The organism is Sporosarcina sp. Y838 (assembly GCF_056786515.1).
The window spans coordinates 1-14401 of sequence record NZ_JBXCJD010000024.1; the positions used below are offsets into that span (position 1 = coordinate 1).

Annotated in this window: 11 protein-coding genes; all 11 read left to right on the forward strand. The window is 43.9% G+C overall.

Going from position 1 to position 14401, the window contains the following annotated elements; all coding sequences use genetic code 11:
- The first annotated feature begins 455 nt into the window (after window positions 1-455).
- The 11 genes from AC1TO4_RS17770 to AC1TO4_RS17820 all read left to right on the forward strand — a co-directional run bounded on the left by AC1TO4_RS17770 (window position 456) and on the right by AC1TO4_RS17820 (window position 14344).
- Window positions 456-947, forward strand: coding sequence for an RNA polymerase sigma factor (locus AC1TO4_RS17770; protein WP_482106377.1), 492 nt, complete (start codon window positions 456-458; stop codon window positions 945-947).
- Window positions 934-1590: a zf-HC2 domain-containing protein gene (locus tag AC1TO4_RS17775; protein WP_482106378.1), complete on the forward strand. Its 657-nt coding sequence runs from the start codon at window positions 934-936 to the stop codon at window positions 1588-1590. The genes AC1TO4_RS17770 and AC1TO4_RS17775 overlap by 14 nt, the downstream gene beginning before the upstream one ends.
- A gap of 105 nt (window positions 1591-1695) precedes the next feature.
- Window positions 1696-2172, forward strand: a complete 477-nt coding sequence (locus tag AC1TO4_RS17780) for a YjdJ family protein (protein ID WP_482106379.1) — start codon at window positions 1696-1698, stop codon at window positions 2170-2172.
- Window positions 2173-3060: 888 nt separating this feature from the next.
- Window positions 3061-3474: a hypothetical protein gene (locus tag AC1TO4_RS17785; protein ID WP_482106380.1), complete on the forward strand. Its 414-nt coding sequence runs from the start codon at window positions 3061-3063 to the stop codon at window positions 3472-3474.
- Between the two features lie 21 nt (window positions 3475-3495).
- Window positions 3496-5181 (forward strand): type IV secretory system conjugative DNA transfer family protein, encoded by a 1686-nt coding sequence (locus AC1TO4_RS17790; RefSeq protein WP_482106381.1) that lies wholly within the window; start codon window positions 3496-3498, stop codon window positions 5179-5181.
- A gap of 62 nt (window positions 5182-5243) precedes the next feature.
- On the forward strand, window positions 5244-6065 hold the full coding sequence (locus tag AC1TO4_RS17795) for a S1 RNA-binding domain-containing protein (protein ID WP_482106382.1): 822 nt from the start codon (window positions 5244-5246) through the stop codon (window positions 6063-6065).
- Between the two features lie 67 nt (window positions 6066-6132).
- Window positions 6133-6828, forward strand: coding sequence for a hypothetical protein (locus AC1TO4_RS17800; RefSeq protein WP_482106383.1), 696 nt, complete (start codon window positions 6133-6135; stop codon window positions 6826-6828).
- A 548-nt stretch (window positions 6829-7376) separates the two neighbouring features.
- Window positions 7377-9878 carry a beta-glucosidase gene (locus AC1TO4_RS17805; protein ID WP_482106384.1) on the forward strand — a complete coding sequence of 834 codons (2502 nt, stop codon included), beginning with the start codon at window positions 7377-7379 and terminating at the stop codon, window positions 9876-9878.
- A gap of 260 nt (window positions 9879-10138) precedes the next feature.
- On the forward strand, window positions 10139-11611 hold the full coding sequence (locus tag AC1TO4_RS17810; RefSeq protein ID WP_482106410.1) for a right-handed parallel beta-helix repeat-containing protein: 1473 nt from the start codon (window positions 10139-10141) through the stop codon (window positions 11609-11611).
- Between the two features lie 667 nt (window positions 11612-12278).
- Window positions 12279-13556 carry a RecT family recombinase gene (locus tag AC1TO4_RS17815; protein WP_482106385.1) on the forward strand — a complete coding sequence of 426 codons (1278 nt, stop codon included), beginning with the start codon at window positions 12279-12281 and terminating at the stop codon, window positions 13554-13556.
- 140 nt (window positions 13557-13696) lie between these two features.
- A complete protein-coding gene (locus AC1TO4_RS17820; protein WP_482106386.1) occupies window positions 13697-14344 on the forward strand; it encodes a hypothetical protein in 648 nt (215 codons plus the stop codon).
- Window positions 14345-14401 lie beyond the last annotated feature (57 nt).

Sequence of the window (14401 nt, forward strand, 5' to 3'; positions counted from 1 at the left end):
CCTGATTCAAATAAGGGTGGTGAAGTAGGCCGGTTTTTCTTACGGATTCAAGATCCCAAAGAGCTCACGACCTATTCTTCACCTCTACTATACAAAAAAAGTAGTGCGAACCAATGCCTTGGTCTGCACTACTAATCTTAGTATGTTTTTCTTCTTCAACTAACGAAGCAGGTTTGTTGAACAAGGAAGTAGTAATTATTATGGGTTATACCGAATTTTAATGGGGGAAATTATATATGAATGAAAAACAAAAGCTTCTTTTACAAAACCTGAAAAATATAAAGGATTACTGGGCAAAAGCAGTTGTTGAAGGCTTAAATCCTAAAACCTAAAACCATAAATATTTAGTTAATACTTAGGCATATTCAGATAAAATGAATATGTCTATTTATTTTTTTGGAAATCTTGTAACGTTTTCTTATTTCGTTAGTTATTTAAGTGAAGGAGGGGAGAAAGTGAACTTTGAGGAAATTTATCAAGCGTATTTTCATGATGTTTACTTATATACAAAGTCTTTAGTAGCTGACAAGGATATAGCAGAAGAAATTACACAAGAGACATTTTTTAAGGCACTGAAATCATTTCATCAATTTGATGGCAAAAAAGATGTAAGGGCATGGCTTTTCACAATCGCTAAAAATACATATTTTACACAATACCAAAAGCAGCAACGCGAGATAAATATTCAAGAAAATTCAGCGCAAAAGGATGTCCAACTTGTAGATTATTTAATAAATGAAGAGCGAGCGCTGATGATTCATCGATTTTTACACGCAATGAAAGAGCCATATAAAGAAGTTTTCTCCCTTCGAACATTTGGTGAGCTTTCTTTTGAGGCAATTGGGCATTTATTTGGAAAAAGTGATGGCTGGGCTAGAGTAACGTATTACCGTGCAAAAAAGAAAATAACAGCGTATATGGAGGCGAAACAAGATGAAGGATATTAAATGTACAGTCATTCAAGATTTGCTGCCACTTTATGTAGATGAGGTAGTAAGTGATGATACGAAATCGTTAGTTAATGAGCATTTACTTACATGTGAGAATTGTAGAAATGAATATGAGCAAATGAAAAGAACGCTTTATGTACCAATTGAAAATAAAGACACTTTGTTCAGTCAGCTTAAGAAACGATGGAATCGCAAAAAATGGCTTCTTATTATTGGATCTGTTTTAACGACCACATTAATAGGGTTTGCACTATTTTCATTCATATTTCATTACTCAAAGCCAATTCCTTATACAGCAGAATTGTTTGAGCTTGAAGAAACGGCAGATGGAACGCTTGTTTTAAATTATTTTGGAGAAAGTCATGCAGGAACGCATACGACAGACCCTTTAGAAGTTGAAATAGATGGGGAAGTAAAAAAAATTAGCTTAATTTATTATGTTAAAACAATCGCCCATTCGCCTACTAGTAACTTTTTACGAGAGGATAAAAGAATTGGACCTGATCGATTAGAGTTAGTAGATAGTGAAGCTGTTGATGCAGTTTACTATGGGGACTTTGATCTTGATAAAGTAACCAAAGAAGAAGAGCAAACATGGGAAGAACTTTTACAACAAATGACGTTGATTTGGGAGAGGTAAATAGGAAGTAAATAAAAAAAGATTGTGAAGTATTGTACTTAAAGTAACGGGTGCTTTACTTCAATAACAGTAATGCTTATCTAAAATATATTTGAGGTGACGAAATTGTCTTTTAAGATTATTATCCAATTTGGTTTGGCTTCAATACTTTTAATACTTTCTACTGGAGCTACCTGGTATGAAGGCAGCACAATATTAGAGAAGCCTTGGGAATGGAAACATACTGCAATCTTTTCTCAGATGGCGAATGGACAGGTAGAAAACCTAAATGATATTTTACCAATTGACCATTTTGTATATGCAGCAAAATTTGCACCTACGTTTCCTTTACTTATGTTACTAAGTGCAACGTATCTCATAATCCTTGTAGGATATATTCTACTCAAACGTAAGGACAGGACATTTTTATATTTCCTATCTGGTGTTGGAGTAGTGTTTTTGATATTAAGTGGTTTCGTATCAAAGTCTCCAACTACTGGTTTGAAGATTTTTTTCGTTAGTTTTCTGCTGATAGGAATATTAGCAGTAGCTATTGCTTTGCTTAGATTCTTTAATAAAAAGACTGGACTTACTTCTTCTTGAACTAACGGGTGCTTTAGTGAAAGAACGTTGAGCCGATTAAATTGCTTTTCTTCGTTCTCCAAGCGGGCGCTTTACTTGAACAAGGGTAATGTATTTGATACTGAATCAATTAATGCTGTATTAAACTACACAAAACACGTTTCATTCAGCCATTGAATGAAACGTGTTATTTTTATTGTCTTTTTACGGAAGGGGGAAACCGCATAGTGTTTTTCAAACCTAAAATCTGTAGAAATAAGCTACACATCTACCCTGAAGTCGAAGCCCATATAACAAAACAAAGCCTAACCGAATTATACGAGTTGGGTTTTGTCGTCCTTGAAACGTCACTTCTATTGTTAAGGATTTTTGATACTCAAAACTACAAAAAAGAATATGTGATTTTGGGTGAAACACATATCTCACAATGCAAATGCGTTACCCGAACTATTATGGGAGGAAGGTGAACAGTCAAATCAACTGATGTTAAGAACACAGAAAACAGAACACAGAACACAGAACACAGAGCACCTAGAATTACCTAGATGCAAAATTTCTAGAACCATTCAGGCGTTGTTCAGTTTTGAAGAAGATAGTCGTGTTCCATTCAAATTGGATCAGATACATGATTATTTCTGGATAAAGAAAAGACATTCTGATTAGCCTTGTACCGTAAGTGAGCGAATAGTTTCATGATCATTGTAACCAATTGCCGATTTTTTAATTTTAATTACAACTGCAAATGATGTATATATTAGAATTACAATAAACCTCGCTAGTGCATATATAAGTATATAGCTCGCAACTAGTATATTTTACAACTATTATATATCCCCGAACACACATTCAAGTAAAAGCAAAAATGCAGTTTGTGGAAAGGGAGAAAATAAGGAAGGGGGAAACCGTAAAGTGTTTTTTAAGACTAAAAACTGTAGAAATAAGCTGTATATCTACCCGGAAGTCGAAGTTCAAATAGCAAAACAAGGCCCAACCGAATTAATCGAGCTAGGTTTTGTCGTCCTTGAAACATCCCACCTATTGTTGAGGACGATGGATACCCAAACCTTCAAAAAGGATATGAGATTTTGGGTAAAGCGTATATCCTACAATGCCAATGCTCTACCCGAATTATTATGGAAGGAAGGTGAACAATCAAATCAACTGATGTTAAGAAAACAGAACAAAGGGCACCTAGAATTACTCAGATATAAAATGTCGAGAACCATTCAGACATTGTTCAGTTTTGAGGAAAATCATCGTGCACCATTCAAAATGGATCAGATACATGAGTATTTCAGCAAATGGGATTGGATAAAGAAATGACATTGAGAGGAGGTGAGGTAAATGGGTATGCCCATTGTATGGCAAGGTAGCGACTGTTTCACACATATGCTTGCTGTTGGTCCTACACGTTGCGGAAAAACAGCAACGATATTGAAGCCGATGATTTATCAACTGCTGCTACAGAAGAAACGAGGGGTTCCATTAGGTATATCTGTTGTAGAACCAAAAGGTGACGTGGCGGCAATGGTAAATGAAATGTGTTTAGAAATGGATATTCCATGTATTCACGTTGACCCTGACAAACCTGACTCCGCTAGCTTTAATCCGATGGAAGGTGACACGGATACAGTGGCGGAAGCAACGGTTGTTGTATTAAAAGGTTTGTTTGGTAAGCAGGATGCATTCTTTGCAACCGTACAGGAACTATCAGCCCGAAATGTCACGAAACTTTTGAAAGAACTGCATGGCAACAACATGGATATCGTTGATGTAATGAACACGCTACGTGATCAAAATGTTTTGCAGCAAAAGGTATCGGAACTGAAACATCGGGACGGCATGACGGACTTGGTTCATTTCTTTGAATCAGAATTACTCGGTAGCATGCGTGAGAAATATCAGCAATTCGTAATTGGATTAAGAGCCCAACTTGAAAACATCGTCAGTAACGAAGCGCTACGAACAATCATGACGGGTAAAAGTGATGTGAATATTGATGAGCATTTGGAAACAGGCGGCGTCCTTGCAGTCAATACGGCACTTGGAAAGCTACGAAAAGCAGGCGATGCCTTCGGCCAATTCATGATCATGCACTTGCAAAACGGAACGTTCAGGAGACCGGGAACAGAGGATACACGCATTCCCCATTTTTTGATTGTAGATGAATACAGTCGTTACATTAATCCTGACGTGGAAATTTTCTTATCACTCGCTGCCGAATATAAGGTAGCGGGTATTTTTGCGACCCAATCACTTGGTCAACTTGAAATCGAGTCGGGCAATCTTGGCCCGAAGGCGATGAAACAAGCGATTCTTACATCATGCCGGAACAAAATCTGTTTTGGCGGCATATCCGCACAGGATGCTCAAGACTTTGCGGATGAATTCGGCAAGGATAAAGTCATCATGCGGCAAAGCACATATAAGAATCGAATATTGTTGCCACGGCTGTTTCCAGATTCATATCGAGACACAGAGGATGAAGAATATCGTTTCGATCCTACAGATTTAATGGACGGCATCCCGAAATTTAACTACGTCCATAAACTCCTGCAGGATGGCACACCACAGAAGCCAGCGTTAGCAAAAGGTCAATTTGTTCCCCGTAATTGGAAGGAGCTGAGGGAATGGGAAGATGGAACGTCTTTTAAAAAGTTAAAGGGGAACAGGCTATTCAAACGTTTACACAGTCGAATGAAGATGAAAAAGGAACAGGTGTCTGAACTTGGACAGACGAATCAAGAGGGGGCTGAATCAGCAACTGAACCAATTATCCAGCCCGAACTTGAAGCGCTACATTCTTTTGAAGTAACTCCTGATAGTATATATTCGCCTGATTCTCTTTCAAATGAAACAAAACAGGAAGCCGAACTGAAACGTGTTCCTGAACAGAAAAAGGAATCGAAGGAGCCGAGGAAGTCCATCGTTCAAGATTCGAAAGAACAGGATGCAAAGTTACCAATTACAAAAACAAAACTAAAGGAAACGAGCAATGTAGTGAAGTCTAATGACGGATTTTGGGATTAGCAAAATGAAACGAGTTTCAATGTCCCACAAAAAATTAACTAATGAAATGGAGAGATTTTAAAATGGCTGAAAACAACGTGCAAGTTCTAATTGAAGGTTTTGACCCATCAAAAGTGGAAGTGGTAAATAACTTTGATAAGGATTGGAAAGAGGTCTACGGTGCGCATCAAAATAACTCAATCATTCAGGCTCCAATCATCGGAATTGAAAAACTGCTTGATAAGCCATGCGCGGTTGTGGGTGTTGGAAACATTCGCGGATTCATCCCGTTGGAATTTACAGGGGCAGCCAACCTTCGGCAGCTCCGTGCCATGACAGGACAATCCGTTGCGTTCAAAGTGTTGAATTATGACAGGGAAGCGGAAGTGTTCACCGGGTCTCGTATTGCTGCATTGGACCACATGGCATCCATCACACTAAAGAAAATTGAAGTGGACGATGAAATCATTGCCGTTGTTCGTAGTGTCAGCCCCTCACTTGTTCGTGCTGATATCGGTGGTATCGAAGTAAAGATTCCACTTGAAGAAATCAGATACGGTTGGATTGATGACTTAACAGAAGAGGTTAAGCAAGGGGATCACCTAAAAGTTAAAGTCTTAGAAATTGATAAAGAAGAGAAGAAAGTAACCGTCAGTGCAAAGGCAACACAAGAGAACCCATGGCTTCGTTCTATCGGACGTTACACTTCGGGCAACGAATATGTCGGTACAGTCTCAGGAGTCCGTGAATACGGTGTGTTCATTAACTTGGAAGCGGGGGTTGATTCGTTGGCCCGTCACTTGAAGTTTCAAAACGTTAAAAGGGGTGATCGGGTGCTTGTCCGTGTATTGGAAACAGATGCACAGAAGGAACAGATTCGTACTCGTATTACGCGTGTGCTATGAAAATATTCAAGGGTTGCGTCAAATTGACGTGACCCTTTACAAATTCTAATCAAAGGAGGCAGCAGCAATGTCACTTAGTCCTTATTCTTTATCTCATGAATGGAGCTTACACTGGACACGAATATCATCAAATATAAAACGTTCAGATTTTGTCAATGGAGAATCATCAAAAGAACGAAAAGCATTAGAGGCACTAGCAGCAGTATGTTTAATCGGGGGAGCACAACTCTCCCGATTATTTTCATTGGATAAGAAACGTCTCAAACGAATGGTAGCAGAAAAGAAAATAGTGCGACATGAGATTCATCGAAACAAGCAGGTCATACCGATTTTCACATTAGGAATAAATGGTGCAGTCGTCGCTGGGCTGAATGACTGTTATGAAAGCAATTATTGGGTTGAATACAAAACAGAAGATGTTTTGAAACGTCTTTTTTTCTTTCAATTACATCAGCAATTTCCGACACGAGAACCATTCAGTGGGGTGATCCAATTTCAAGGCAGGCCAATCTATGTATATGTATTGCGTGGTGATGTAAATGATTTGCTCATATATTTAAAGTGGAGCGGTAAACATTTCAATGAGCGTCTAATCATTATTACGGAATCAATTAGACATTTACAACCACTAAAGCTAACTGCCGAAACTCTCAAAGTTAGGGTGGTTGTAGATGTGGATTTACGGGATGATAATGAAGACCGTAAAAAGCTGTTTTATTTCTTGGATGAATCCGCCGAGTTTGTTAGCGAAGTAAAAGTATAGGAGGAATATAGAATTAGCTTCCTTTATGTGCAAAATAGACTTAAAAAGGCCATCCTTCTCCTGGATTGACCTCTCATACTTGTGGCACGCCGGTATAATCAGAAAAAGCTCATATTATTTCCATTTGATCCATATTCAAAGCGTTTTACCGCACGTACATGCAAATAAGGGTTAATACGTATTTCATTCCTTACATGCCACCTTCGATTGGATATCCAAATATTATAGTAGTAATAACTTATTTAATTAAATAGAAGGTCTTCCATCCTGTTTCAACATTTAGAATAATGAAGTTTAATGCTCATTTAAATTTATTTATTTTGATTGTTTTATTTGGCAAATCATTGATTGATACAGTGTTCGAACACTACTTTCAGACTTAAGGAGTAGTATTAATCTAGTTTTTGGCTCATTTCTGTAATTACCCGTTCGTTAGACTGATAGACACATAGATAGTATAGGCAATATACTAATATACAAATGAAGGGAGGGAATAAAACGATTTATTTCAATACATAAATAAAATAGATAGTGAGGAAGAGACTAAGATGATAAAACGAATTACAACAATTTTTATGACAGCAATAATCTTCGCGTCTTCGTCAGTAATTCCTGCTAGTGCGGAGAACGGTGGAACGGAAGGGACTGGTCCCTGGATGAACACCCAGCTCTCTGCTGAGGAACGCACCGAACTGCTTCTCGATGAAATGACGATGGAACAGAAGATCCAGCAAATCGCCACCTCGCGCTTCAATGAGAACGACACCGGTAAGCCGGTCGTCTTCAATAATGCTTATAAAGCAACCAAGTACCGGGACGGCGTATTCGCGCCCCAGGGTACCCTGCCCGGGTGTGAGTTTCAGGACACTGGCCGTCAGATCCGTGGGATCGACGAGCTGGGCATCCCCACAATCCGCATGACCAACAGTGGTACGGGCGTGATGGGCGGATCGTGTGGCAATGACCCAGAGGCGACGGGCCTTCCGTCCACCATTGGCCTAGCAGCGAGCTTCGACCGCGAGCTGAACCATGAGGCCGGCCGGATCCTCGGCGAGGAGGCCCGGGCCTTCGCGCATCACGTGCTGCTTGGGCCGAGCATGAACCTCATCCGTCACCCGTACGGTGGTCGTAACTATGAATACTTCAGTGAGGACCCGTATTTGACGGGTGCCATGGTGACCGAGCAGGTTAAGGGCATCCAGGACCAGGGTGTCCAGGCCCAACTTAAGCACCTAGCAGGCAACGAGCAGGAGACCGAGCGTAATACGATGGGTAGCGAGATTCCCTCAAGGGCCATGCACCAGCTGTACATGCTGCCATTCGAGATGACCGTCAAGGATGCTGACCCGGCCTCCGTGATGTGCTCGTACCCGATGGTTAACGGCACCTTTGCCTGTGAGAGCACTGAACTGCTCCAAGATGCACTAAGGGACAATTGGGGCTTCGACGGTTGGGTCATGAGTGACCGTCGCGCGGCTCACGACACAGTCGGTGCCATCAAGGCGGGCATGAATGTCGAGCTAGATTGGGCACCACAGTACTACATTGTGAAAAAGATTCAGGAGGCACTCGACTCAAGTCAGGTGACAGTGGACGACATCGACAATCTACTTCGTCCAAGATATATCAAGATGATTGAGTACGGCCACATGGATGAGCCTTTCGACAAGTTTATGCCGGAGATTGTCGATCCGATGGCCAACGGCGCCAGCGCAAGGGAGATGGCCGAGGAAGGGTCCGTGCTGTTGAAGAACGATAACGGCTTCCTGCCACTGGACGGAGAGCCGAAGTCAATCGCGCTGATCGGCGTAGAGTGGTTCGCTGGCATGGCGAAGCTGCCGGAGCACTCGCTCAAAGCCAATAACAAGAACGTCGTGACCCCTTACACGGTCACACCGCAGGAGGGTCTGGAGAACGTCATCAAGGAGCTGGGCTACGACACCAAAGTGACGTACAACGATGGCCGTGACCCAGAGGCTGCTGCTAAGCTTGCCGCTGAGTCCGATGTCGTGTTGCTAATGGTCGGTGACAACCCAGCTGAGAGCAAGGACCGCAAGACTCTCGGCTTCCCGGCGATCGACCTCGACCCGAAAGAGGCCGGAGTGGACTTGGTGGAGCAGGAGCCGTTGATCGATGCAGTCTTGGAAGCCAACGCGAAGAACACGGCTGTGGTCCTGAAGACCTCCGGTACGGTACTTATGCCGTGGTTGGATAAGGTTCCTGCAGTACTCGAGGCGTGGAACCCGGGCATGGAGGATGGCAATGCTGTTGCTAACCTGCTCTACGGTAAAGTCAACCCTTCCGGCAAGCTGCCAATGACGTTCGGTGCAACTGAGCGTGAAGCTGCTTTCGCGACTGAGGAGCAGTTCCCTGGAACGCGTCAAGATACTGGTAATGCAGGTGGTCCGGGCGCGTACGGTGATGGTTCCGACCAGCTAATCACCAAGTACACAGAGGGTCTTGAGATGGGCTACCGCTGGTATGAAGCAAACAACGTGAAGCCTGTCTTCCCGTTCGGTTACGGCCTGTCGTACACGACTTTCGAGTATGACAACCTTAAAGTGAAGAATCTGCAGGATAAAGGCTCAGTGTCTGGTATTGACGTGTCCTTCACGATCACGAACACAGGTGACTTTGCTGGTAAAGAAGCAGCACAGGTCTATCTGACACTACCAAACGAGGCTGGAGAGCCGTTCAAGCGTCTTGTTAACTTCGAGAAAGTTTACCTTGAGCCTGGTGAGAGCGAGCGTGTGACTGTGCGTATTAACCATGCTGACTCAAACCACCCATTCTCCTATTTCGTTCCGGAAGAACCGGACAACCTTGCAAACTGGGCTGACGGCGAGTGGGCAACAGCTAAAGGTAAGTACCGCGTGCATGTCGGTGGTTCCTCGGCAGACACTCCGTTGGAAAAAGATGTCCCGATGAACTTCAAAATCAGCAAGGACAACAACAAAGGCAACAATGGCAACAATAAAGGAAACAACAAAGGCAACAATGGCAACAATAAAGGAAACAACAAAGACAACAACAATGGCAACAGCCAATGACAACAGAAATGGCAAGGGGGACTCTAATCGGTAGGCCCCTGCCCATGGGATGACGTCTGCGACCCGGTAGGGGTCGTCAGGCATCCCGAAGGTAATGAGCCCGCGGGCTCGGCGAATCAAGCCGAGCTCAGCGGGCTCACTGTTTTTCTCGACGCCTCCATGGGAGACGAGAGGGACGAAAAGAGACAAGGAAGGACGTGAGAAGTCTGATGAAGGGACCCTTTGGGGACAGCTGGCGAGGTCCGGCGCATTTGTGGTGGGTGGCCCTTGGCCTAGTGGTCTTCTTGACCGCATGCACCGTCGAGGAATCCGATGGGCCGGTCGGGAGAGATGACGCCGTGGGACCAGCCCCGTCCGGGCACGGCGACTGGCAGTTCCCTGGCTTGGTGAACCGGTCCGGCAAGCCGATCGAGGTGCCGACGCCGGGTCCAGCCACTGGAAGGACCCTGGACGTCACGGACTTCGGGGCAAATCCGGATCCGGACTCACACGACGATGCAGCAGCCATCCGGGAGGCCCTGGAAGCGGCAGAACCGGGTGACGAGGTCGTGCTGCCGGCCGGCACGTATGACCTGCGCTCCACTGACCCGGCTGACGAGTCGGCGAACATTGTGTTGCGCAGCGGCGTGGACCTGCGCGGCGAGGGACAGGAGCGCACCGTGCTGCTGACCTCCCTCGACGGCGAGGATGATAGCCGGGTGATCCGCGGCTCCGGCGTCCAGGACGTCATCGTCACTGACTTCACCATTAGCTCCCGTCATGAGGGTCCACTCGGCGACGACCCCGACGACGGCGACGCGGGTGGCGGCCCGATGTACGGGATCTACCTCGGAACCTATGAAGGAAAGGCCAGCTCCCGGGTCCTTGTGGAGAACCTGAGCATCCGTAGGTTCGAGCGCCACGGGATCTCCGTCAAGGCCAGCCGTGAAGTGACCCTCTCTGGAAACTACATAAGTGAGGCAACTGCGGTTGGTCCCGGCGGACAGGGCTACGGCATCGCTATCGAGGGCTCAAGGGACCAGCGCGACCCGGATGCCGCCAACGATTCTCGGCACAATGTCGCCATCGGCAATACCTTCGATGGCAGGCATCTGCGGCACGCCATTCTGCTGCAGTTCCCTACGCACAACAATCTCGTGGCGGAGAACACCATCGTCGGCAGCCTCCTCGACGCCATCGACCTGCACGGCGAGGGTGAATACCTGAACGAGGTCCGGGACAACACGGTCATCGGCGGGCAGCGGGCGGGCATCGCGCTGGGCAATTCCGGCGGGTCCAAGAACAAGCACGACGCCTCAGGACCTGGAAACTGGGTGCACTCCAACGACCTGATTGGAAACCGTCAGGGAATCCTCGTCATCCTGGGAACTCCTGACACCCTCATCGAGGACAACAGGATCACCGCTGGGGAGGATTCGATAGCCGGCATCGAGGTCCGCAATGCGCCGGGCACGGAGTTGCACGGTAACTACATCACTGGAGGGACTGACGGGTTCTGGGCCATCCGGCTCAATGAGGACCGCGGTACTGACGGACGGGGCACAGGAATCCCCTCAGGCATCAGGATCGAGTACAACGTCATTCGACAGGCCACCAACGGCATCAGGATTGATTCAGGGGAAGACCTCAGCATGGTGGAAAACGTTGTCGACGGCATCTACGGGGCCGGGCTGAGGGTGGCCGACGGGATCGAGGTGAGCTGGTCGGCCCAGCGGTCCAGCTCACACGAATAGGTTATGGGGAATGTTTCATAATTTATTTTTTGAGCGGCAACCATTAATGTATTGGTGAGTAATTATAAAGGAACCATTTGAAAAGGCAATAAAAGAACTAGGTAACTATGTTTTTGACAATAAATCCATTGTTAAAATAAATAAGTTACCATAAAAAAACAGCATTTATAATAAGGCTAGTTTTACAAAAGGTATATAGTTTAATTTTAGAGTGCAAATAGGTTAAGTAATTCCCTTCAATTTGCTATCACTTTTTGAGATTGATATAATATATACATATTTTATTAGTTTTCACTTCGCCATTTTTCACAGGTGAAAGTCGATATACCTTTTATTTTCACCAAAGGAGATTCGACACAAATGTTTAGCCTCTGTATTTTCATTCTCTTTGAGAAAAGTTAGGCAGACGTATTACGTCACAAAATTGCTGTATGCACAATAGATATTTACGCATTATTTGCGTGATATATACTATAAAAGCCGATTGATCCCGCTATGGGTGACATCGGCTTTTTTTGTTTTAAAAAATCTGAAAGGAGTGTTGCAATGACATGAAAACAAAACAACTTTCGTTTTCTGTTTCGGTGGATTACCTAAAAGTCGTTTGATCCCTTATGGGTGAAGTCGGCTTTTTTATTTATAAAAAATACAAAAGGAGATGGTTTAAGTGGAAAAAGTTCTAACGTTTACAAACGAACAGAAGTCGTTGATTTGGAATCGGTTTGTTCTGCCAGCAAAAGGGACTCAAGAAGAGGCGAACCATTTTATAGAAGTCTGTGAAACATTCGGCTTGAATCCTTTGCTTGGTGACATCGTTTTCCAACGTTACGAAACGAAGAATGGACCGAATACATCTTTCATTACTACTCGCGATGGGTTGCTTCGTGTAGCTACTACGCAAGAAGGCTATGTAGGACCTCCCAACGCTAACGTGGTAAGAGAAGGGGATACATTCGAGTTCATTCCTTCAGAGGGAAGTGTTCGGCATGAGTTCGGTCAGAAACGCGGTCCAATACTTGGTGCTTATGCAGTCATGCATCATAAACGTTTTAGACCTGTTGCCGTATTCGTGGATTTTCAAGAGTACTTTCAAGCAAATTCTGGTGAACTTAACTCGAAGTATGGAAATAAAAACACTTGGGATAAGATGCCTTCCGCTATGATTCAAAAAATAGCCGAGGTTTTCGTACTTCGACGCCAGTTCCCTCTAGGTGGCTTATACACTCGTGAAGAAATGTCGATTGATGAAGATTTTAATAGTAACAATGGAAATGTGGATGGACCGAAGCAGTCTAATCCAGCCCCCAAAAAACAAAATGAGGTTTCAGGAAATCAACAAGCTTCTGAGACACCCGTTCAGCAATCAAGCGACAACATTGTAGAAGGGGTATTCATCCTACAAAGTTTTGAAAAAGGGATAAGTCCACAAAAAGTTCCATTCGCAAAATTGAATGTCATTGATAAGGCAACCAATGAAGTGAGTCTTGTTCTAGTAAAAGGGAAACAGGACGTAATCGATTCTCTTAGCCATATTCAAATGGGTCAGGAGTTGGCTTTGGTGATTAAGAAAGAGAGTGGCTTCAATTTCCTTGAAGAGTTCACTTATCTTCAAGTGAATGAGCAGCTTGTACAATCTGAATCGATTCAAAATGAAACCATTCAAGAGCCTGTTCAACAGGAAAAGGAAACAGCTTCTGAACCACTTGATGCATTCATCATGGAAAAGTATGAACAGGGAACAACTCCCGGCGGTGTTTCTTTCGCAAAAATGTATGTAAAGAGTGTCGCCAGTAATACTCAATCAATGGTGTTTGCCCAAGGAGAAGGTGCGGTTCAAAAAACACAACACCTTATTGAAGGTGAGAAGTTTACGATGCAGACCCGTACAGAAAATGGATTTACGTTTTTTGAGAAATTGGGAGATGCAGATAAGGGGGTGGCTTAATTATACTTCCTGAAATCTTGAAAGTTGCGGAGGAATATGGACTTACATTCAATCCTCGCTCTCACGGCAAAAAGGAGACTCTTTGCAAATGTATTTTTTGCGAAGAGGACTTCAAGCCGGGAAAAGGACATAAATATTATTTGTCACTTAACACGCATGACCAAATCTTTAAATGTTGGTTTTGTGGTGTTTCCGGTGGAGTATTGGACTTTGAGACCGAGTTATCGGGACTACCTTACTCTGAAATACGTAAAAAGTATTTCGGGGTCAGGAAGAAACCCATACATCCGGCGGAAGGCTTGAATACACATCAACTTCGGTCCATTGGTTGGGCTGAATATAAACGGAATAACCGAGCCGCATTCAAAAAGAATAGAGAAATGGTCTTAAATGACTGGCAGAACTATGAATACGAGGAGCTTGTTAAGCACTTTGCCATGTTCATAGTGGTAGCTCATATAGAAAATCAAGAAGAACGTCAAAACGAGCTACTTCACTATGTCATACAGGCCTGTCACGATACTCAAATTAATTTGATGTTCAATCGACTGATGGCTGAATACGTGAAAGATGAAGATGAACGTACTGGATGGGCTATAGAAGGTGCTGAGATTGGAAGGACTGCATGGAAAGTCTCACTGTCCACTTATGACTTTGAATTGAATAAAGTCGTACTGAACGTGGTCTTTCTTTATCACATGTGGAAGTCGAATAAAAATCGAAAACGAAAAATTGAAATGTGCAAACACAATATAAAAACTAACAACAAAGTGTCTTTGGCTAATTAAAATATCCGTTACCCTATACGGAGAGAAATAAGGGACATGGCTGAAATACAGTCATGA

Excerpts from the sequence above, each read along its gene's own strand:
- AC1TO4_RS17775 (WP_482106378.1), top strand. The coding sequence starts at position 934 with ATGAAGGATATTAAATGTACAGTCATTCAAGATTTGCTGCCACTTTAT.
- AC1TO4_RS17790 (WP_482106381.1), top strand. The coding sequence starts at position 3,496 with ATGGGTATGCCCATTGTATGGCAAGGTAGCGACTGTTTCACACATATG.
- AC1TO4_RS17795 (WP_482106382.1), top strand. The coding sequence starts at position 5,244 with ATGGCTGAAAACAACGTGCAAGTTCTAATTGAAGGTTTTGACCCATCA.
- AC1TO4_RS17800 (WP_482106383.1), top strand. The coding sequence starts at position 6,133 with ATGTCACTTAGTCCTTATTCTTTATCTCATGAATGGAGCTTACACTGG.
- AC1TO4_RS17805 (WP_482106384.1), top strand. The coding sequence starts at position 7,377 with ATGATAAAACGAATTACAACAATTTTTATGACAGCAATAATCTTCGCG.